Source organism: Pseudoalteromonas sp. SR45-4, assembly GCF_014163535.1.
GTDB classification, from domain to species: Bacteria; Pseudomonadota; Gammaproteobacteria; order Enterobacterales; family Alteromonadaceae; genus Pseudoalteromonas; species Pseudoalteromonas nigrifaciens.
The window spans coordinates 1-22,456 of record NZ_JACJDO010000012.1; the positions used below are offsets into that span (position 1 = coordinate 1).

The following is a 22,456-nucleotide window of genomic DNA, read 5'->3' on the forward strand; positions in this document are numbered from 1 at the left end:
GACATCGCAAAACAATTCAACTAATTTAATCATGCCTGTTCCTTGTTTATCCAATCGTTCTTGGTCGAAAGATCGGATCTCGGAACAGGCATTTAGTTCAATTTTCTTAAACGAGATTCAGGTTAAGTTAAATATAAATAAAAGGAGTTTAGTATGAAAAGTTATAAAGCGTTCCCGCTTGAAGTTAAAAATGACATAACAGAGTCAATTAAAAGTCAGTTTGGTGATACTTTTTCAAATGATTTAATTTTAACCTTTATTCGGGTAATGGAAGAGTCAACATTTGTTGAAGTTGACTTTGCGGATTTATTAGCATTTTTAGCCGAGTGTAAACATGGTTTTAAAACCTTTTCTAATCAAGATACGTTAACTGAATTTGTTAAATCAAATCAGTACACACCAAAGGCTTTATTTGGGCATAAAAAGTTGCTTGAAAACTCCGAGACTAATTTTATGGATGACTTTTCTGATAGTGTAAATAAGCTTAAACAGCTTGTAGCAAATGATGGCTTTTTATATGTGTCGGCTGGCTTTAATCAAGACTTAAGTGAGCAGAAAAACGGTTTTGAATTTTTTATGATTAGCTGTCATGAATAGAGAAGGTTAATTATGTAGTGGAACTGGTATAAGGGAGAATATATAAGTGCATTATTTAAATGGGTTATATAAATTAAACCACAGATTAAGGTTAACCACATTTATTACTGCTGTAATTAGCTGGCTTTTTGTTAGAAAAGCCAGCTAGCAATAACTGCGTTTTAGCATAAAACTCACAAATAGACCGGGTTACACTATTAAGCCAATAAAATTATTTGCCCTTTAAGGGCAGCAAATATTACAAAGCATCCTTGCTTATTAAAACTGTGTTTCTAGCTGTAATATTAAAATTTAGATATAACTAATAGTTTATAAGCAGCCAGGTAAATGTTTTGCAGGGTCTGTTTCACGTGCTTTTATTGCATCAGCAACAGTCATCCCAAGGGCTTTAGCAACACCTTCACCATAGGCAGGATGGCACTGATTACAGTTACGAATATGACGATATTTAATAAAGTCATAGGTATCACCCATTTGTGCCGCAGTATTACTAAATAGCGCTTTTTTTTGCTCATCATTCATTAAGTTAAAAAGAGCGCGTGGCTGACTAAAGTAGTCGCTATCGTCTTCACGGAAGTCGTAATGTTTAGCATCGCCATTAATTTTAAGTGGCGGTTCAACATATTGTGACTGCTCTTGCCACTGGCCAAAGCTATTCGGTTCGTAGTGTGGCCTTGCGCCATAGTTACCATCAACACGGCCTTGTCCATCGCGCGCATTGCTATTAACAGGGCAGCGAGGTTGATTTACCGGCACTTGATTATGATTCACGCCTACACGGTAGCGCTGTGCATCAGCGTAGTTAATTAAACGGGCTTGTAGCATTTTATCTGGTGATACACCAATTCCAGGTACTAAATTACTCGGTGCAAAAGCAGCTTGCTCTACGTCAGCAAAGTAGTTATCAGCGTTTTTATTTAACTCATACTCACCTACTTCAATCAGTGGGTAATCACCTTTAGGCCATACTTTAGTTAAATCAAAAGGATGATACGGCACGTTATCAGCTTCGGCTTCAGGCATAATTTGCACATACATTTTCCATTTAGGGAAGTCGCCGCGCTCAATCGATTCAAATAAATCTTTTTGATTACTTTCACGATCCATAGCAACTATTTCAGCAGCTTCTGCATCGGTTAAGTTTTTAATACCTTGCTGTGTACGAAAATGAAATTTCACCCAAAAGCGCTCACCGGCTTCATTCCACACACTATAGGTGTGTGAGCCAAAACCATGCATATGTCTATACGAGGCAGGTATACCACGATCACTCATTACAACCGTTACTTGATGGAGCGCTTCAGGTAATAAAGTCCAAAAGTCCCAATTGTTAGTTGCAGAGCGCATATTAGTACGAGGATCGCGCTTTACCGCTTTATTCAAATCTGGGAATTTAAGTGGATCACGTAAAAAGAATACAGGGGTATTATTACCCACCATATCCCAATTGCCTTCTTCGGTATAAAACTTTAATGCAAACCCACGAATATCACGTTCAGCATCAGCAGCGCCACGTTCACCAGCAACCGTACTAAATCGAGCAAACATTTCGGTTTTTTTACCAACTTCGCTGAATATTTTTGCACAAGAATACTTACTAATGTCGTTAGTAACAGTAAATGTGCCAAACGCGCCAGAACCCTTTGCATGCATACGGCGCTCTGGAATAACTTCGCGTACAAAATTTGCCAGCTTTTCATTTAGCCAAACGTCTTGAGCAAGTAATGGCCCACGCTTACCAGCGGTCATACTATTTTGGTTATCAACAACAGGCGCACCGCTGTTAGTGGTGAGAGGGGTATGGTCAAAAGGACATCTTTTATCACTCATACAATTGCTCCTTAAAGATTACTTAGAATGAAAACAAAATACACTGATTACTCAATACTATACTAATAACCCAAATAGTATAGTACGAGAATTAGCCGAGGTAGAACCCTGTAAAATCGCATTTAAAGTTTTCATAGAAAGGTTTTTAGAATAGCGGTGTTGAGTACAAATTAAACTTTAAAGGTAAAGGTCATTTTATTTGTAAGGTATGGTTTGAGTCTTCTTAAAGCAGTACGGCAAACATAAATAAGTATGCTATGAATGATACTTCCTTGTATTAAACAAAATAGTTAAAACTACTTCACAAGCTTGCGATCCTCTTTAATAAATTTTTTAATTTAATATTAAAAGCCTTAAAGTACACAAGGCTTAAATAATGTTAACAATGCAACAAACAACTCATTCAGTTTCGATCACCAATTTTGAATTTATTAAATCAACTTTTCCGGAACTATATCGTTTAGCAAACGAAATGGAATATTATTATTCAACCGACCATAGTTGCGCTTTACTCAAAGCTCGCTTGTTTGCTGAGGTTTGGTGCCATCAAACAGCACAGTTTTTTAATTTAAAGTTAGCTAAAAATTCAGATCTTAGTCAAAAAATAAATCAGTTAAAGCTTTTATCTACGGTTCCAACTTATATTATTGATGAGTTAAGCCTAATAAGAACAAGCACTAATCATGGGGTTCATGCATCTCAGGAGTGGCAAGGGAGTTGGCGTTCAGTTGTTAGTAGTAGTCGTACACAAGTAAAGCAAACACTAAAGGCTACTTTTGAACTAGCTCAGTTTTCTTACTTTAATTTAGCAAATGAGCTAGGAGAGCAGGCTATATGGCAAGAGCCTGTTTTAGAAAATACCGTTTCTAATGTAAACCTTGCTTTAAATGGATGCCCCCAAGCAAATTTAGCAATTGCCGAGCAAGCGTATTCGCAATTGCTTTCAATAAAAAATCAAGTATCTACTTTGAGTAATAAAACAAATAAAAAAGCGTATAACACACTAAATAAAAAAGATTTAGAGTATTGGTTATCTCGGGCGCATTCATTAAATGCTTCAGGTACGTGGCAATTATATGCACAAGCATACGAGCAAAAATTTTTAGAAGAGTCTAAAATTATAAATGCAGAGTATTGTTATAAACAGGCTATAAAAGAATGCACTACGGGTGAATCATACTTTTTATATGCTAATTATTTAAGTGTAATAGGTCAGCCTAAAAGAGCGTGGATTCTTTGTGAGGAGTCTGCAAAGCATGGTTATCATCAAGCTATTGTTGCTTTGCAGAAAAAACACTATAGATCAGATGATAGTATTTATAATCATTGGGTTAAGCAGGGGATTGAGTATAAAGAAATTAACTCATTTACTATCGATGCTGCAAATAAACTCGAATTATGGCTAACAGATAAAGAAAACGATTTGGCAAAAAAACGAGCTCGTACGGCGTTAATTACAGCTCAAGCAACGCAAGCACCAGGGTATCAATATTTAAAAGCATTTTGTGATTACTTTGGTTACTGGGGTAAAACACCAAAATTAAATGTAGTTAGCGAGCTTATTAATACTTATAAAAATTTGCCGGGTACAGTGTATTACCAAACTCGGTTATTTAGCATATTAAAAGAACACACTGCGCACAGAGTAACCGCTATAGAGATTGGTTGTGTCGCAATAAAGTTAGAAAAAAATATAAAACTAAAAGCACAAATTCAGTTTGAAATAGCAATGTTGATGAAAGAAGAGCTAGCAAGCTGCGGCAAAGTAAAATGCAGCTTTGGGTTAAAAGCGTTAATAAAAGAGTCGGCTCAACTAGGGCATGAAAAAGCTAAACAATTTTTAAAGCTTCCTGTAGGCAAGGCACTAATGCGAGATAACTCCTTTATTAGCCAAACAACAACATTTAAACAAGTTAATCGTCAAAAGCAAAAAATAGCTAAAAAACAGGCTAAAAAAGCAAACAAAAAATAGTTATACTCAAATAGTGTTAACTTTAAATAGGTAACAACTTATTTAAAGTTAACAAAATGATGTTAAAAAACACAATAAAAATTTAATTAACTCAATAACATAAATACTTCTAGTTTCACTCAGGTCGTGTTTGGGATAAGATGCAGTAATCTCATACGAAAGGATTCTTGATGAAACACATTCTACTTATTGTGACAGGTGCAAGCCCACAAGTATTAACCGAAACTCTTTTTGCGCTTCACCAGCAAGGTAAGCAAATTCCTGAAGAGATTTTTGTTATTACAACAAAAAGCACAAAGGTTATGCTTACTGATGGGCTATTTAAGCAAGGTCATTTAGCTAAACTGATTGCAGATTACCAACTTCCCAATATTAAACTTCCCGATGAAAATATATGGCTAATAGAAGACGATAAAGGTCAACCTATTAATGATGCTAAATCTGAAATAGAACAAACCTACATGGCCGACTTTATTACGCGTAAAGTGTTTGAACTTACTAATAAAAACGATATTAGCATTCATGCATCTATTGCTGGTGGACGCAAAACAATGGCGTTTTATTTAGGTTATGCAATGTCATTGTTAGGGCGCGAGCAAGATTCGCTCAGTCATGTATTTGTGAATAACGAATTTGAATTTGTCAGAGATTTTTACTACCCAACACCTTATGACCATATTATTGATGGCAAAAATGGCACACAAGTAAACTGTATTAATGCAAAGGTAACCCTTGCCGAAATCCCATTTGTACGAATGCGCCAATCTATAGACGAAACTCTAATTGCTTCAATGCAGAGCGCATCGTTTAGTCAAACAGTAGCAAGTTTAAATTCAGCCCATAAAAAAGATTTAACCCTTGAAGTAAACGCAAAAGCAAAAACGCTCACTTTTGCAGGTATTGAAATTAAGCTTACCGCAAAAGAAACCGCCTTTTATTTATGGTTAAACCAATACAGCCAAAGTGAACATAAAAAGCTAGTTGTGGGTCGTGATTTTGAAGAGTCTTTGCGTTACAGCAAAGAATATCTCACGCTTTTACAGCAAAATAGTAGTGATTTACGTATATTCCGCGACACCTTTGGCATAGAGCCCGAAGATTTCAGAGATGGTTTATACAATGATTTGAAAGTAATGGAAAAAACCTTTGTGCAACAAACGCGCAGCCGCATAAACAATAAAATAAATAAGGTGTTACCAAACGAGCTTGCTAAAAAAGTAGCGATTGACTCTAATAACCAAAGCTTTGAAACAAGCTATTGGTTAAGTGCAGCAACAAGTAACATAAAAATAAATATAACAGCTTAATATTCTCAAGCTTGCAAACGCATAAAAATAATAACGCATGGTAAATTAGTTGATAAGGAAGTAATCAGGAATGAAGCAGTCAATGAACTTTGAACATATTCAATCTAAGTGGCCAGAGCTACACCAGTTAGCCGCTTTTGCAGAAGACTATGCGATTACCGATCCGCAAAGCTCATTGGTTAAGCTGCGTTGCTTTGCCGAAAAAGTAGTAGGCTACTTATACAAAGAGCTTAGCTTACCTGTTTTACCAACGTCTAACATTTTCGATAAACTCACCGCCGACGACTTTACCAGTGCCGTGCCGCGTTTAATAACCGATAAGCTCCACGCCATACGTAAAAGCGGCAACCAAGCCGCGCATGAAGGCAAAGTAGATCAACAACAAGCTATTTGGATATTAAAAGAAAGCTACTTTGTAGCCTCTTATTTGTTTATGGCTTATGCCAATGGCACGCAACAAGAATGCCCAGAGTTTAAAGCGCCTGAGCAAGCACAACCTAGCAATCAAAGCGATGCCCAGTTTGCTAAAAAGAACAAACAACTCACTCAGCAGCTAGCCGAAAATCAAGCCCGTTTAAAACGCGCACTTGACGAACTAGAAGCCGCAGAGCTTGCACAAAAACAAGCCCAGCAGCAAACAGCAAAACTAAAACAAACTATTGATGCAGAAAAGCTTACTCAGGTTAAAACCCGAAATGAGCAAATTGTTAACTCAAGCTTTAACTTTAACGAAGATGAAACTCGTAAACGTATCATCGATTTAGACCTGCGTAATGCAGGCTGGCATGTTGCACTTGACGACGAATCAACAGAAGACGTTGGCAAAGAGATAAAAGTAACAGGCCAACCTACAACAACAGGCATAGGTTATGTTGATTACGTATTATGGGATGACGACGGAAAGCCACTTGCTGTAATAGAAGCCAAACGCACCCGCGAAAATATCGAAAAAGGCCGCCAGCAAGCAACGCTTTATGCCAACGCGCTCGAAAAGCAATATGGCCAACGGCCCGTTATTTTTTACTCGAACGGTTGGGATATAAAAATTCTAGACGACGCGCAAGGTTATAACAGCCGTGGTTTATACGGTTACTACTCAAAAGATTCCCTGCAGTACTTAATAAAGCAGCGCACGCTTAAAAAAGAGCTAAACACCACGCCAATAGATACCGCAGTAGCAGGGCGTTTGTATCAAATGGAAACCATAACCCGTGTGTGTGAGCGCTTTAGCGACAAACACCGCAAAGCGCTTATTGTGCAAGCAACCGGCACAGGTAAAACACGCGTATCTATCGCCCTTGCAAAACGGCTGCTCGATGCAGGTTGGGCTAAGCGCGTACTATTTTTATGTGACCGAAAAGAGCTACGTAAACAAGCGGGTAATGCCTTTACCGAACACACCAAAGAGCCAGTACACATTGTAGGCAAAAGCGCTAAAAACACCGCAGCGAGTGCGCGAGTATTTATAGCAACCTATCCAGGCATGCTGCGTATAATGAATAAGTACGACGTAGGTCACTTTGACTTAATAGTAGCCGATGAATCGCACCGTTCAATTTACAATATTTATGGCGATATTTTTAAATACTTTGACGCGCTAGAAGTGGGCTTAACCGCCACGCCGGTAGAAATGGTATCGCGCTCAACCTGTGATTTATTTAGCTGTGATTACAAAATGCCAACAGCCAATTACCCGCTTGAAGACGCCATAGAACAAGGCAACTTAGTCCCCTACAAAATTGTAAGTTACACCACACAGTTTTTGCGCGAAGGCATTAAAAAAGACAACCTAACTGATGAGCAAATAGCCCAATTAGAAGAGCAAGGCATTGATCCGAACGAGCTCGACTTTGATGCAAAACAAATAGACGAAGCCATTAAAAATAAAGACACCAACAGGCTCATACTGCGTAACCTAATGGAAAAAGGCCTGCGCGATAAAGACGGCCAACTGCCAGGTAAAACAATAGTATTTGCCCGTAACATAGCCCACGCCGAATTAATGGCGCAGCTGTTTAGCGAGCTTTACCCGCAGCATGGTGCTAATTTTTGCCGCGTTATTCACTCAAAGTACGAACGTGCTGAAGAGCTAATAGACGACTTTAAATCAAGCGACGAAAACAGCGTACGCATAGCCGTATCGGTCGATATGCTCGACACCGGCATAGACGTACCAGAATGTGTAAACCTTGTATTTGCCAAACCCATAAAATCAAAAGTAAAATTTTGGCAAATGATTGGCCGTGGCACACGCTTATGCGAAAACCTATATGGCCCAGGTAAGCACAAAACTCACTTTTTAATATTCGACCACTGGGCAAATTTTGAATACTTTGATGAAAACCCAGAAGAAGAAGACGTAAAACAAGCTAAATCGTTACTGCAAAAGCTATTTGAAGCGCGGGTAACCCTTGCACAAACCGCCCTCAAAAAAGCCAATATGGATGTGTTTGACCAAACAATAAAATTAATTCACGACGATATTTGCTTACTACCAATGGAATCAATATCGGTGCGCGACAACTGGCAAGTGGTCGAAACCTTTAAAGACCTAAAACGCCTTAACCAGTTTATTCCTGATGATGTACAAACGTTGCTAGAAGAAGTAGCGCCGCTTATGCAATGGCGTAACATTATGGGGCAAAGTGAAGCGTATAAATTTGATTCTGAGCTAACCACCATTCAAACGCTGTTAATTACCGATGAAAGCCAAATTGATTTAGCTAAACAAAATGTAATGAACAAAGTTGAATCGCTACAAATGCACTTAAACGAAGTACGTAGCAAAGCACCTGCAATAGCAGAAATACAAACCGAGCAATATTGGCAGTATTTAACCCATGCAGCGCTTGAGCAAAGCCGCATTAATTTACGCAGTATTATACACCTGCGTAATAAAGACATAACACCGCCAAAAAGTGACTTTATACTCGATATAAAAGAAGACGCAAACCAAATACACGAAGCCGACAGGCTTACAAAAATAGTCTCTATTGATTATCAAATATACCGACAAGAGGTTGAAAAAACACTCACCCCGTTATTTGAAACCGACAGCGTTCTGCAAAAAATTCGCAATGGCGAACAAGTAACCGAAGCCGACTTAGCGCAATTAAGCTCGTTAGTGCATACGCAAAACCCAAGTGTTGATTTAAATACATTAAAAGAGTTTTTTCCCGAATCAACCGCTAGCTTAGACAAAATATTGCGTACCATAGTCGGCATGGATAAAAACGCCATAGAGCAAAGCTTTACAACCTTTGTGCAGCAAATACACACCCATGTTAATGCCAAGCAACAGCGCTTTATTGGTATGTTAAAAAACCACCTAATTCGCCACGGCTCTATTGAAATAGCCCAGCTTTACGACGCACCTTTTACACAAATACACGACATGGGGCTCGATGGCGTATTTAGCCAGCAACAAGCCGACGTAATAGAGCAATTTATTAAGCAGTTTGATGTACAATTGGGTGATAAAAACCAATCTGTTGAAAAAGAGGTGAGATTGTAAATGGCTAATCAAGGTGTTGTTATATACCAAACTCCGGATGGTTCGTTATCTTTTGATATTCAATTTAAAAATGAATCGCTTTGGATGTCTCAAGCGCAAATGGCTGATTTATTTGGAACGAAGCGACCCGCTATTACAAAGCACTTGTCTAATATTTTTAAGACTGGTGAACTGGAGCAAGAAGTGGTTAGTTCCATTTTGGAACAAACCACTGAACACGGTGCAATAGCTGGGAAAACACAAAAATCAAAAACTAAATTTTACAATCTTGATGCTATTATTTCCGTGGGCTACCGCGTTAACTCAACCCAAGCAACGCGCTTTCGCCAATGGGCGACTAAAACATTAAAGCAGCATTTATTAAAAGGCTACACTTTAAACCAAGAGCGATTAGCACAAAATGCAACAGAGCTAGATAACGCATTACAACTCGTTAAACGTATTGCTGTTTTGCCACAAAACAGTGAGTTTGGTGCAGGGCTTGTAGATATAATTGCCAGTTACACGCAAACCTTCTTATGGCTACAACAGTATGATGAAGGACTGCTTAATTCACCAAAAGGGGAATTAGGCGGTGCACTTACACCACTTAATGATGCAAAAATCGCAATTTCACAGCTTAAGCAAAACCTTATAAACAAAGGCGAAGCCACCAAGTTATTTGCACAAGAGCGTAACAATGGCCTAAATGCAATTTGGGGCGCGTTAGATCAAAGTGTATTTGGTGAGCCTGCCTACCCAAGCATAGAAAGTAAAGCGGCGCATTTATTATATTTTGTTGTTAAAAACCACCCATTTAGTGATGGCAATAAACGCACCGCAGCATTTTTATTTGTCGATTTTCTAAATCGTAATCAACGCCTGTTAAATGAAAATTATCAACCCGTAATAAACGACACAGGCTTAGCGGCTATTACTTTATTAGTGGCTGAGTCAAACCCTAAAGAAAAAGACACCATTATTCGCTTAATCGAAAATTTATTAAGCCAAAATTAAATAGCACAAAACGTAGGTTGGATAAGCCAGAGCGCCATCCGACTATGTTGGATAAGGCAAAGCGCCATCCGATGATGTTGAATAGGCAAAGCGCCATCCGACGATGTTGAATAGGCAAAGCACCATCCGACACCATGATATAAAATTTAACCAATACAACGAGCGCAATAAACAGCTCACACTAGGAAAACTATGATAACCGGACCTTTAAAAAGTAAAATAGACAAACTATGGGAAGAATTTTGGACAGGCGGTATCACTAACCCGCTAACCGTAGTAGAGCAAATTACTTTTTTAATGTACGCCCGTATGCTCGACATGAACGAGCAAGCCGACGAAAAACGCAGCGCACGTACTAAGCAGCCGTTTAACCGCCGCTTTAGCGACGCCGAGCAACATATTCGCTGGCAAAACCTGCGCCATTTAGGGGCCGAAGAGTTATACAAACTGGTTAAAGATGAGCTATTTCCGTTTTTTTCAAAAACTTCAGACGACGTATCGCCAGAAGGCGCGGTATTTAATGAGTTTATGAAAGACGCGCAATTAATGATTCAAAAGCAAAGCTTATTGGTAAAAGCGGTTGAAATGGTAAACGACCTACCGCTTGAAAATTCAGACACCAAAGGCGATTTGTACGAATACTTGCTTAGCAAACTTACTACCGCAGGCATTAACGGCCAATTTAGAACTCCGCGCCATATTATACGCGCCATGGTCGAAATGATGGATCCAAGCACCACCAGCCAAATTTGTGACCCATCAACCGGCACCGGTGGCTTCTTGTCAGTAAGTTACGAATACCTATTACAAAAATACACATCAGCCGAGGGCATAGAGCGCGAACCTGTGCTTGACGTAAATGGCAATATACAGCTTGATGATAACGGTAAACCGCTTGAAAACTTACTTTACTCAGGCGATTTAATAACCCCAGAGCAGCGCAGCCACATAGATACAAACATGTTCAACGGCTTTGACTTTGACGCAACCATGCTACGCGTAGCCGCCATGAACTTAGTAATGCACGGCATTAAACAACCGGGCATTCATTATCAAGATACCCTAAGCCAAAACTTTAAAGAGCATTACCCGCAAAAGGCAAAAGAAGGCTTTGACATAATACTCGCCAACCCGCCATTTAAAGGCAGCCTAGACGAAGAAGACGTATGCCCCGAGTTATTACGTAAAGTAAAAACTAAAAAAACCGAACTGCTGTTTGTTGCCCTGATTGAGCGCATGCTAAAAGTAGGTGGGCAGTCAGCGACTATCGTGCCCGACGGCGTACTCTTTGGCTCATCAAAAGCGCACGTACAACTGCGCCAAATGCTGGTAGACAACAACCAGCTAGAAGCCGTAATTTCACTGCCAAGTGGTGTATTTAAACCCTACGCTGGCGTTTCTACCGCCATACTTATATTTACCAAAGGTGGCAGCACCGATCACGTCTGGTTTTACGACGTACAAGCCGATGGTTTTAGCTTGGATGACAAACGCACACCAATAAAAGCCAACGACTTACCAAGCTTAATCAGCGAATTTAAAACCCGTGATAAAGCAACCGCGACAAGTGATAGCAATGATAAAACCCAGAAGGCATTTTGGGTAAGCAAAGACGACATCACCTCAAATAAATATGATCTTTCCATCAACCGCTACAAAGAAGTGGTTTATGAAGAAGAGCACTACGATCCACCAAAAGAAATCTTAGGCAAGTTAGTGTCATTGGAAAACGAGATTTTAGTCGATTTAAAAGAGCTGGAGGGGATGCTGTGAGTTGGCCGTTGGTGAAATTGGGTGACATTTTTAAGATTACTTCGGGTGGTACCCCTTCACGGAAGAAAAAGGAGTACTACGAAGGTGGAACTATACATTGGGTAAAAACAGGCGATTTACATCATAAATATGTTGAATCTGCATCAGAATTTATTACTCAAGAAGGACTAGATGGATCTTCAACTAGATTATACCCGGAAGGAACTGTATTACTTGCGATGTATGGTGCCACAATCGGTGCATGTTCTATTTTGAATGTCGAAGCTTGTACAAATCAAGCATGTGCAGCTTTTACCCCTAACGAAAAAATCGATTTGGAGTATTTCTATTATTTAATGAAAGATTGCAAATCTGATTTTGTTAAAGCAGGTTCTGGAGGAGCACAACCAAATATATCGGCCTCATTTTTAAAAGAATTTGAAATCCCATTACCACCATTGGACGAGCAAAAGCGCCTAGCCGCGATTTTAGATAAAGCCGATGCCATCCGCCGCAAACGCCAACAAGCCATTAAACTTGCCGACGACTTCCTCCGCAGCGTATTCCTAGACATGTTCGGAGATCCAGTTACTAATCCGAAGGGCTGGGAAGTAAGAAACTTGAAGGACATAGCGAGAATTCAAATTGGGCCATTCGGTACGCAACTTCATAAAGAAGACTACATGGAAAACGGTATACCACTGATTAACCCTACACACATTGTAAAAGGGGAAATTATTCCAAAAACAAACTTAACCATTTCGGATGAAAAACATGCTTCTTTATCAGAGTATCATCTGAAAACGGGTGATATAGTTATGGGCCGCAGGGGTGAAATGGGGCGTTGTGCGATAGTCAGTGGCAAAGAAGATGGCTGGATGTGCGGGACAGGCAGCTTGTTCATTAGGCCAAAACAAACAGGCGTTTTTTCAGAGTACTTAAACAAGTTACTATCTAGTCAGGCAATTAAAAACCACTTGGAGTCTGAATCACAAGGCGCAACTATGCCCAACTTAAATAAAACTATTGTTGGCAATATTAAGATACCTGTACCTACTGATGAAGTATTGGAGCAATTTACAGTAATAAAAGAGACTTTTTTGAAAACCAAAACCTCTGCTATAGATTCTCTGAATGAGCCTTTATTTGAATCTCTAAGTCAAAAAGCTTTCGCTAGCAAATTATAGCCCTTACTTTAAAACAAGAATAACAAGGACGTTGATATGCTAGAAACAATAAGTAAACCCTTTGAGTTCGACAATGTAACTATTTTTATCACTTAGTTTTTATCAAAAAGAAACTTAGAAGCTCCCATCGCTGCAGCGTTATTTACCTATCATTTTAGTGTCGGGGTTTTGTTTGTTGAGCGTAGAATGGTATAGCCAAAGGCAAATGGCTAATGCTTAATGCCATAATAAAGTTGTAAAAGGAGTTTTATTTACAAGCTTGTGAAAATAAACTCACATTAAAATTTTAGTAATCTATTTAGTAGTTTAGTTTTCTTAAACTGCTGCAATATGTAACTGTTAAATAGGTTATTTTCAGAATAAAAAATTTAGTTAAGGGTAAACAATGGATACAAAAATAATTTCTCAATGGACATTGTCGAATAAAGAAGCACAGCAAAAAGGATTAGATGGGTCATTTGACAACATGGTGGCGAACCTAGGTGAGATGATACAAGCAGAAATCGCTGCATTTATTAATGGTCAAGCCGATGATAAAGACAAGCCATTGTTGAAAGCTTTAAATTCATGTTTTTCGATTGTTGAGAGTGAATTTAAGGCAGCCCGCTGGATAAGCTTTGAAGGTGATATTTACCATGATAAGGATGCAAAAGGTTTCTGGATGCTTTGCGAAGATAAGATAAAAAACTTCAATAAAAATAATTGGTTTAGCTCTGGGGATCTTTGTGCTGATGTTATTGAAATTATAAACTCAGAGCTGGAAGATGCGTTTAATGAATGGGATGTGCCAGACTTATCAACTTTAAAGTGTTTAACTAATTTATCTAATACACCTTTCACACTTAGCTCATACAAAACCGTTGCGTTTAGTAATTGGAACATTTACAAAAATAATGATTTAATCTCTGGGTTTTATTGTGACAGTGATGAACTGAAAGATATTGGATCCGGTATGTGTTTACCGTATTTACCTCAGAGAAATGTGGCTGAGAATGGCGGTAAAGGAGTGTTTATTAATGCCATCTACAGTGGTTTCGTCCCGCGTAAACTCAAAGATAATGAATTATACAAAGCATTAATTGTTGCACTGAATTACAAAAACAAAGCTGCGATTGAAAAGTACAATGATCAAAGTGAAATATTAAATCAGCTAGTTTCTAAAAAAATAACAGATAGCTTACTGCTAGAAGACCACATTCGCGCCGATCTAGCGCCGTACCACTTAAAAATGATAGAGGATACCGAGCTAGGCCATTGGTCTTTATGGACCGATGAGCTTGAAAATACTAATGAACAAAGTATTAACTTGCCCATTCCAATGGTTGCGCGCGACCCAAAATCGAGTATTAACGATGGGGTGGTCGCAATCGATTTTGGTACTAAAAGTACCGTTGTAGTGTATCAAAAAGATAACGTGAATATTCATCCTATGCGAGTGGGCACTGGGGATTTACGTACAGATATACAAGCCCATCATTATGAAAACCCAACAATTATGGAATTTAGAGACCTTGACGCATTTATTAGTGCTTATGGTGCAAAAGCCAATAAACCGTATACCCGTTGGCAAGATTTAACTATTTCCCATACGGCAAAAAATGCAATGGAAGGCACAGAGTCGAGCCAATTTAATACCTTTTTAGATGAAATAAAACAATGGGCGGGTGATAAAAATAGAAAGCTTAAAGTAGTTGGTCAAAAAGGTAAGGTGATCGATTTACCGCCATTTTTAGAACTATCGGATGACGATTTTAATCCTATAGAAATTTATGCTTATTATTTAGGTTTATATATTAATAACCTAAATAATGGCATTTTTATGGACTACATATTGTCGTTTCCTGTGACTTACGAAATGCCCGTACGCGATAAAATAATAGAAAGTTTTGAAAAAGGACTTAAAAAGTCACTTCCTGCTGAATTAGGGCCTGACACTATTGAGCAATTAACCGTTATAAAAGGGGCGAGTGAGCCTGCTGCTTATGCCCTAACTGCCTTTAAATCTCATGACTTTGACCCTGAAGGCGACGAACGCATTTTTTATGGCGTTTTTGACTTTGGCGGCGGAACAACCGATTTTGATTTTGGTATTTTTAGAGAAGCTAAAAGTGGAAAAGAGCGCCGTTTTGACTACGTAATAGAGCACTTTGGTGCTGGTGGAGATCAATTTCTTGGTGGTGAAAACCTTTTAGAATTATTAGCGTTTGAAGTATTTAAGAAAAACAAAATAGCACTTTTAAAAGCGGGAATTCAATTTGAAAAACACCCTGAAAAAGATGAATTTGCAGGTGGTGAACAGCTACTAAGTTATTCACAAGAAGCAAGAAACAACACAAAAAAACTATGTATTGCTTTGCGCCCATTTTGGGAAGAGCACGAAGGCTTTTCGATTGATGCTTCTGGAGAGCTGAGTATAACGCTTACCGATATTAATGGTATTCAACATTCTGCTTTTGCGCTTGATGTTGATGAGGATGAGCTAACACAGCTGCTATCGGATCGTATTGAACGAGGCGTTGAAAACTTTTTTAATGCGCTGCGTTTGGCTTTTAGCAATATTCAAGAATCGTTAAATGATATTGATGATGTAAAAATATTTTTAGCGGGTAACTCAAGCCAGTCTAGCTTTGTTAATGCATTATTTGAAAAGCATATTAACTTACAAGATGAAGCGATTGGCAATATTAGTGGTAATAGCCATTTTAAATTATTTGCGCCACTAGGCGCTGATAAAACTGACCTTGAAAAACCAACCGGTAAAACCGGCGTTGCTTTTGGTTTAATTGAGTCGCGAGAAGGCGGCAATATAATGGTGATTGACCGTAATGTTGGCGATGATGATATTCGTTTTAAATATTACCTAGGCGAAAGCCGTAAAGGTAAATTTAAACCAATAATAGACCGTGAAAGTAATTTTAATCAATGGTTTGAATTTATTGATGCTAGCTATCAAAAATTTGAATTGTTTTACACAGAACAACCAACATCAAGCACAGGGAATGTATCTATTGCTGACAGTGGTATTAAAAAGAAAGCCATTAAGCTTGATATGACCGATAACGATGCAATGGTTTACTTAAGAATTATATCACCTACTCAGATTGAGTACGTGATAGCTGATGAGCAGGACATTAAAAATAACTCTTATCTAAATGAACCTCAAAGCCTAGAACTATAATATTTAAGGAAGATTATGTTAGTACCTACACTTATCCCTACAATAATAACAGCGGTTAGTAAATTAGCTTCGACTCTAGGACCAATGCTAGTTAGAACCGCACCTATGGTATTAAAAACAGTAGGTGAAAACTTACCTAAGGTTGTTCAAGTCATTGAGCAGTTAAGCATTGCTTCGAGCGTTCTTAAACCGAATGAAAGCGTTAATGAGCTAGGCGCTAAAGCTATTTCTGCTGATAAAACACCCGAAGACTTTAATCAAATTAATGATTATATAGATTACTTACGAAATGATGTGACAGAAGTAACGCTAACTGATGAACCAACAAATGTTTTAGCCTGTCAGGCGATAGGGAGTGCCATTTTATTGCAAGGCTTGAACAGGGAATTGAGTACCAACATTTCTTTACCATTTTTAAATAAAGTAGCAGAGATAGGTTTAGGTTCGAAAGTGGTTTTCGAGATTATTAAAGCGTATTCAGGCAGTGGCTTAAATTTAGAGCAAATAGAAGCTTACAGTGACGGCCAGCTCCAATTGAATGAAACTAAACAACATAGTGATTGCTTGGTTAGCGCTTATAAAAATGCTGAACCATCTATGACTCAACAAGAAGCCGAACAAGCTGTAATGAAGGATTTTTAAAATGGCAAGGATAAAAAAATCGTTAGTTGAACTTTTAAAAGCAAATAGTATAGATGCAGCTGTGCAAGTACCTGCTATTGAAAAGCCATTTTTACTAGCTGAGCATGAATTTTCACTTTACCACATAAAAGAAGTAACTTTTGATGAAGAACTTCCTCGAAAAGAGGCGTTTGAGAATGTGTTAAATTCGTTAAATATTGAAGGTATTCTCTTTCTTTATTTACTCATTGGCGATGGAGAAAGCGTTAAGTTTTTATTTGGTATTGCAAAAGATAAGCGCTACAAAGGAGATTTATCCCTTGATGTTGACGATATAGGCGAAAGTATTTTAAAACCCTCTTTAGAGGGGAATTTTAGAGGAAGCATAGTTAAAAAGCTTGATAAATATGAACGCAAGCAAGTTAAAAGCGATGTGGATGCTTTTTCTAAAGTCTCTAAACTTGAAGGCGTCCCTAGCGTTCATGAAGATAACGAACAGTTTCAAGGTGTTGACCGTTTGGTTGATATAATGAGTGGCGATAAGTTTTGCTTAGCTGTTTTGGCTGATCCTCTTTCACTGACTGAGGTAAACGAACTTGAAGGGCAATTACATGAAATTTATGACAAATTACTGCCCTTATCTAAAAAAAGCATTCAAGACGGAACAAATAAGGCTAAGACAGAAGGAGCCTCTGAAGGTTCTAGTAGCACTAAAACAACGAGTGAAAATGACGGTAAATCTGTAACAACTAATACGGGTAAATCGGTTACTACAAACAAAGGGACAAATAACACCGAAGGTAGTAAGCAGTCATCATCAGGCTTTTCTGAGACCGACCATAGTCGCCATATAAATGGTAGTGAAAGTACAACGAAAGGCACCTCAGAGTCTACGGCTACAGGCAGCAACCGAGGAACAAGTACATCGGAGCAAACAGGTACATCATCTAGTGAATCTCGTGAGTTTTCAGATAAAACAGTGCAAGATTGGGTTAGTTATATTGATGAAGTGTTATTAAAACGGATTCAAATAGGCAAAAATAAAGGGCTTTATCTGTCTAATATTTACTTATTATCTAACTCTGAGGCTAGTGTTTTAAAGCTAGGAAATACGGCAAAATCAATTTTTTCGGGTGAAGAGGCGAACAAGTCACCTTTACAACTTAAAAAATTGACGGTCAAAAATGAGATTTCTACATTAAAAAACTTCCAATTGCCTGCATTGCAAGCAGCAAGTGCTGATGCTGCGAAAAGTGATAACAATATCCATCAATTAAATCTATTGCTTTCTAGAAACCCTTTTAATCGATATTTATGTAATTGGCTCTCTACTAATGAATTGAGTGTTGTTGCTGGTCTACCTCAGAAAGAAGTTGTGGGGTTAACTTTAAAAGAAGAAGTTGAATTTGGCTTGAATATGACGCAACAGGCCAGTGATGAAAACAAACTCTTTTTGGGTAACCTAGTTAAAAGTGGTTTAAAGCAGAGAACAGAGGTGAGTATAGATAAGCGTGACTTAGACAAACATACGTTTATAGCAGGTGTTACAGGAAGTGGTAAAACGACAACTTGCCATCGATTATTACACTCAGCTCAAATGCCATTTTTAGTCATTGAGCCAGCTAAAACAGAATACAGAGTACTAACAAAAAAAGATAACAGCATTTTAATTTTTACCTTGGGTAACGATAATGTTGCTCCTTTCAGACTCAACCCTTTTGAATTTTTCCCCCATGAAAATATTACCTCTAGAGTCGATATGATAAAGGCGAGTATAGAATCAGCTTTTGATATGGAAGCTGCAATACCACAATTAATAGAAGCTGCTATTTATCGTTGCTACGAGGCTAAAGGTTGGAATATTGCTAATTCTAAAAATAGCTATTATGAAAACCCATTTGCCCCAGGGGTGTATGCGTTTCCTACGCTTGCTGAATTGATTGATATGACTGAGGTTGTTGTAAACGAGCAAGGCTTTGATGATAGGTTAAAACAGGATTATGTAGGGTCAATAAAAGCACGCTTGCAAGGGTTATTGATAGGCTCTAAAGGCCAAATGTTAAATACACCGCGGTCTATAAACTTTAAAGACTTAGCGCAACGCAATGTGATTTTAGAACTTGAAGAGATCCGTAACCCAAGTGAAAAGTCTTTAATTATGGGGTTTGTTTTAGCTAATCTAAATGAAGCCGTACGTGCTAATCACGAAGAATATAGAAAGCGCGGCGAGAAGTTTAGACATATTACACTGATTGAAGAAGCACACCGTTTACTATCTAAATTTGAGACAGGGGATAGCTCCAATAAAAAACAGGGGGTTGAAACATTCTCTGATATGTTGGCAGAAGTGCGTAAGTATGGGGAGTCTCTGATCATTGTTGATCAAATTCCAAATAAACTAACACCAGAAGTTTTAAAAAATACGAATACAAAAATTATTCATAAACTTTTTGCTCAAGATGATAAAGAAGCGGTTGGAAACACTATGGCGTTATCTGATGAGCAAAAAGACTTTTTATCAAATCTTGAACCTGGTCGTGTTATTTTATCTACTTCGGGGACGACAAAACCTCTTCAAGTTCAAATAAAAGAGTTTGTTAGTACAACACAAGAAACAGATGTTGATCCTGAAGAAATTAGAAACATAGCGCTTCAATATTATGCGGATAATTACAAGTTAGGTTTAATTCAGGGGTTAGAGCTTTTAGAAAGTAAACCTTCAGCAGATGTTATTCAGGATATATTACAAGGGAATCCAATGCTTGCTTGGATTAACACTGTAAAAAATTATAAATCAAACATTGAGTTACATAACTATATTAAAGGTTATGGTATTGGTTTTATGCATCAATATATTCTTACCACTTGTTATAAAACGCTTGCAGAAACAGATGAGAATGAAAAACAGCTAAATAGTCGAAGCGACTGTTTAAGGCTTTACCTATATGCAGTGCTCGAAAACTCTGAAGTTGCATTTAATATGGAACAAAGAAATGCGCTTTGTACTAATAAAAAATTAAATTTTAATTAAGGAAATAACTATGGGTTTTTGGAGTGGTTTGTGTAGTGCTGTGAGCAGTGCATGTAGCGTTATAAGTAGCACAGTATCAAGTATTGGTAGTAGCATTGCAAGTGCTGCTACAAGCATTGCCAGCTTAGGAATAAGCCTTGCGGCAAAAGTGTCTGACGCCATTAAGTCGGTGGGTATTTCTTTAGGCATTATTAGCCCAGGAGATACAATGGAAGAGCTAGGCGAGCGGGCTATGTTAAGTGATAAAAAGCCAGAAGATTTCGATTCAATTAATGACTATATTGATCACTTGAGAAATAACGTTCCCTTTGATAAAGAGGCGTTTGATAACCTTGATGAAAAAGATCTTTTGGCACGTTCTTCTATTGGTGCCTCTATTACTTTAAAAGGAATTAATGAAAAACTAGATGCAACAGTGACACCTGAATTCATGGCGACTGTGGCGGCTCAAGAGCTAGAAACTGATGAAATTATTGGGACTATAAAGGCCTATAAAGAGAAGGAATTAAAGCTAGATAACTACGAGCTTTACCTTAATGATGAGCTCTCTCTTGATGAAACAACGAAGCATAGTAATGCCTTAGTTGATGCTTACCAAAAACTAGAGCCTGAATTATCTATTGAACAGATTGAAAGCAAGGTTATGGGGTTAAGTAAGTAAATGGCTGATTTTTATATTCAAGTAAAAAATAACATGGCTAAAACGAGTCGCATTATAGATGGTGACTTAGAGATTATTCGCTTTGCCGGAGAAGAGTGGATTTCGGTTAATTTATACTGGCAACAATTTAAAAATAAAATTGAATATACTACGACTGAAAAGCTGGCCTTTGTTATTGATACAGATATTAACTCTTTTAATGTTGATACGAGTATTTCAATCGCTGACAAGTTTATTACTAGTGAACAAGATCTTCAGTGGATTATTAATGGTATTGACACTGCTTGTTCTCAAGCTTTTCTTTATCCAGATATTTCAACAAGGCTTAAAGTAAGCAGTGCGGTTAAAGGTGAACAACTTAGTGTTGATAAAAAAACCGTTAAGCCAAGTATTGAAGACGTAGATACTGCCAATAGTAATGTTTTACAGAATTATTACCGAAAGGCGACAAGGAATTTTAAAAGAGGCAATCAATAATGGATGAGCAATTAATTGGAGATCAAACTTTAAAACAGAGTTTTTTATTACTTTTGGAAGACAGTGAAGTCCAAGGAAAAGTGCGTGAAATAATGTTGAAACCGGCAGTTAACAGGACTTTAGAAACAACAGTTGTTGAAGACTTAGCTCTCAATGACAATACTTTAACTCAGGAACTACAAGAAGAAGGCAATAATTTAGATATTGAGGTAATAAAATTAAGAAGTGAGAATGAAGAAATGAAAGAAATTATTATAAAACTTAAGTCATTACTCGGATTGAAAGACTCCGCTTTAAATAAAAGCAACGAAGCTATTTTATCACTAAACCAAGATAAGTCAGGCTTAGAAGCTAACTTATCTACAGTAACTTCTAACCTTAATCAAAACAAACAGAGCTTGTCGGAGGCTTCTAGCAATTATAAATATTTAAAGACAGAATATGATTCTATTAAAGCGAAATATGAAGAACAAGAAAAAAAAATAGCATACTACCGCGATAACTTTGAAGAAGATCTTCGAATTAAAGAAATCTATGATGCTCTTTCTACTCAAACCAAATTATCAACGGATAATATATTTACCGATCCTAGCGTAAAAGGGCTAGTTGCTTGTGGTATTCAAGAAAAATATATTTTTAACTTGTGGGATTATATTAAAGCGGAAGTGGTTAAAGGAAATAACTCAGACCAAGAGCGTATTATCCAACTGTTTATATTGTTGTTTAACCGCTTTAAGCTTGCTTATCCGATGTTTGAACTGCAGCGAGTTAAAGCTGGGGATAAATTTGATACCCAATCTCATATTAAACACAATAAAAGTGAAAATATGAGTGGCGATATTCAAAGTGTTTTATTTCACGGTTGTATAAATACTAAAACAGGTAAAGTGCTTAAGCCATCGATTGTTATTCTTTAATAGTTAAAAATAAATTTTGACTAAGCAGTTATTTAACTCGGCAAGCGGATGTCTGCTTAACTTTATTGTTACACAGATAATCTGCAAAGGCTCGAGGTCGAATTAGGTGCTAGGTCAAGGAGCTAAAAAAGTAGTTTGGGCGCTTGGGCACAAGTTTGGGCACAAATTGATAAAAACTGGAATTTTTAGGATGATCTTTTGAGGCTTGGCTCTCGTTATTTTAAAATTTTGAATACAAAATAATAAAAAACTAAGAATTTAATTTTTAGTTGAATAATTAAACGAATAGATTGAATAGGGTTTTTAACTGTTTGAAATATAGAGTTTAATTGGTACGACCGAGTGGATTCGAACCACCGACCTCTACCATGTCAAGGTAGCGCTCTAACCAGCTGAGCTACGGTCGTACAATTTTT

General features: G+C 37.7%; 14 protein-coding genes and 1 tRNA gene. 13 read left to right on the plus strand and 2 right to left on the minus strand.

The genetic code is table 11. From position 1 onward, the window contains the following. The first annotated feature begins 153 nt into the window (after positions 1 to 153). Positions 154 to 597, plus strand: coding sequence for a hypothetical protein (locus H5058_RS07230; RefSeq protein WP_089368412.1), 444 nt, complete (start codon positions 154 to 156; stop codon positions 595 to 597). A 309-nt stretch (positions 598 to 906) separates the two neighbouring features. Here the strand turns inward: H5058_RS07230 and H5058_RS07235 are convergent, their stop codons facing one another. Then, a complete protein-coding gene (locus tag H5058_RS07235) occupies positions 907 to 2,427 on the minus strand; it encodes a catalase (protein WP_182677467.1) in 1,521 nt (506 codons plus the stop codon). 376 nt (positions 2,428 to 2,803) lie between these two features. Between H5058_RS07235 and H5058_RS07240 the strand changes: the two genes are divergently transcribed. The 12 genes from H5058_RS07240 (at position 2,804) to H5058_RS07295 (ending at position 22,040) form a co-directional block, all read left to right on the plus strand. Then, complete coding sequence (locus H5058_RS07240) at positions 2,804 to 4,399, plus strand: hypothetical protein (protein WP_182677469.1); 1,596 nt, start codon at positions 2,804 to 2,806, stop codon at positions 4,397 to 4,399. Positions 4,400 to 4,569: 170 nt separating this feature from the next. Further along, complete coding sequence (gene csm6 / locus H5058_RS07245; protein WP_182677471.1) at positions 4,570 to 5,706, plus strand: CRISPR-associated ring nuclease Csm6; 1,137 nt, start codon at positions 4,570 to 4,572, stop codon at positions 5,704 to 5,706. Positions 5,707 to 5,776: 70 nt separating this feature from the next. Then, positions 5,777 to 9,220, plus strand: a complete 3,444-nt coding sequence (locus H5058_RS07250; RefSeq protein WP_182677473.1) for a DEAD/DEAH box helicase family protein — start codon at positions 5,777 to 5,779, stop codon at positions 9,218 to 9,220. Further along, the gene (rhuM, locus tag H5058_RS07255) at positions 9,221 to 10,216 is read left to right on the plus strand and encodes a virulence protein RhuM/Fic/DOC family protein (protein ID WP_089368407.1); all 996 of its coding nucleotides are present in this window, start codon (positions 9,221 to 9,223) and stop codon (positions 10,214 to 10,216) included. It begins immediately after the preceding gene. 192 nt (positions 10,217 to 10,408) lie between these two features. Further along, complete coding sequence (locus H5058_RS07260; RefSeq protein ID WP_182677476.1) at positions 10,409 to 11,989, plus strand: class I SAM-dependent DNA methyltransferase; 1,581 nt, start codon at positions 10,409 to 10,411, stop codon at positions 11,987 to 11,989. Then, positions 11,986 to 13,155 carry a restriction endonuclease subunit S gene (locus H5058_RS07265; RefSeq protein WP_310735840.1) on the plus strand — a complete coding sequence of 390 codons (1,170 nt, stop codon included), beginning with the start codon at positions 11,986 to 11,988 and terminating at the stop codon, positions 13,153 to 13,155. The genes H5058_RS07260 and H5058_RS07265 overlap by 4 nt, the downstream gene beginning before the upstream one ends. Before the next feature lie 385 nt (positions 13,156 to 13,540). Then, positions 13,541 to 16,333 (plus strand): molecular chaperone DnaK, encoded by a 2,793-nt coding sequence (locus tag H5058_RS07270; RefSeq protein ID WP_182677478.1) that lies wholly within the window; start codon positions 13,541 to 13,543, stop codon positions 16,331 to 16,333. Positions 16,334 to 16,348: 15 nt separating this feature from the next. After that, the gene (locus tag H5058_RS07275) at positions 16,349 to 16,975 is read left to right on the plus strand and encodes a hypothetical protein (protein WP_182677480.1); all 627 of its coding nucleotides are present in this window, start codon (positions 16,349 to 16,351) and stop codon (positions 16,973 to 16,975) included. 1 nt (position 16,976) lies between these two features. Further along, entirely contained in the window at positions 16,977 to 19,985 is a 3,009-nt protein-coding gene (locus H5058_RS07280) for an ATP-binding protein (protein WP_182677482.1), read from the plus strand. A gap of 10 nt (positions 19,986 to 19,995) precedes the next feature. Then, a complete protein-coding gene (locus H5058_RS07285; protein ID WP_220485805.1) occupies positions 19,996 to 20,646 on the plus strand; it encodes a hypothetical protein in 651 nt (216 codons plus the stop codon). Next, positions 20,647 to 21,123, plus strand: coding sequence for a hypothetical protein (locus tag H5058_RS07290; RefSeq protein WP_182677484.1), 477 nt, complete (start codon positions 20,647 to 20,649; stop codon positions 21,121 to 21,123). Next, positions 21,123 to 22,040 carry a hypothetical protein gene (locus H5058_RS07295; RefSeq protein WP_182677486.1) on the plus strand — a complete coding sequence of 306 codons (918 nt, stop codon included), beginning with the start codon at positions 21,123 to 21,125 and terminating at the stop codon, positions 22,038 to 22,040. The genes H5058_RS07290 and H5058_RS07295 overlap by 1 nt, the downstream gene beginning before the upstream one ends. A gap of 330 nt (positions 22,041 to 22,370) precedes the next feature. Here the strand turns inward: H5058_RS07295 and H5058_RS07300 are convergent. Next, a tRNA-Val gene (locus tag H5058_RS07300) sits at positions 22,371 to 22,447 on the minus strand. Between the last annotated feature and the right edge of the window lie 9 nt (positions 22,448 to 22,456).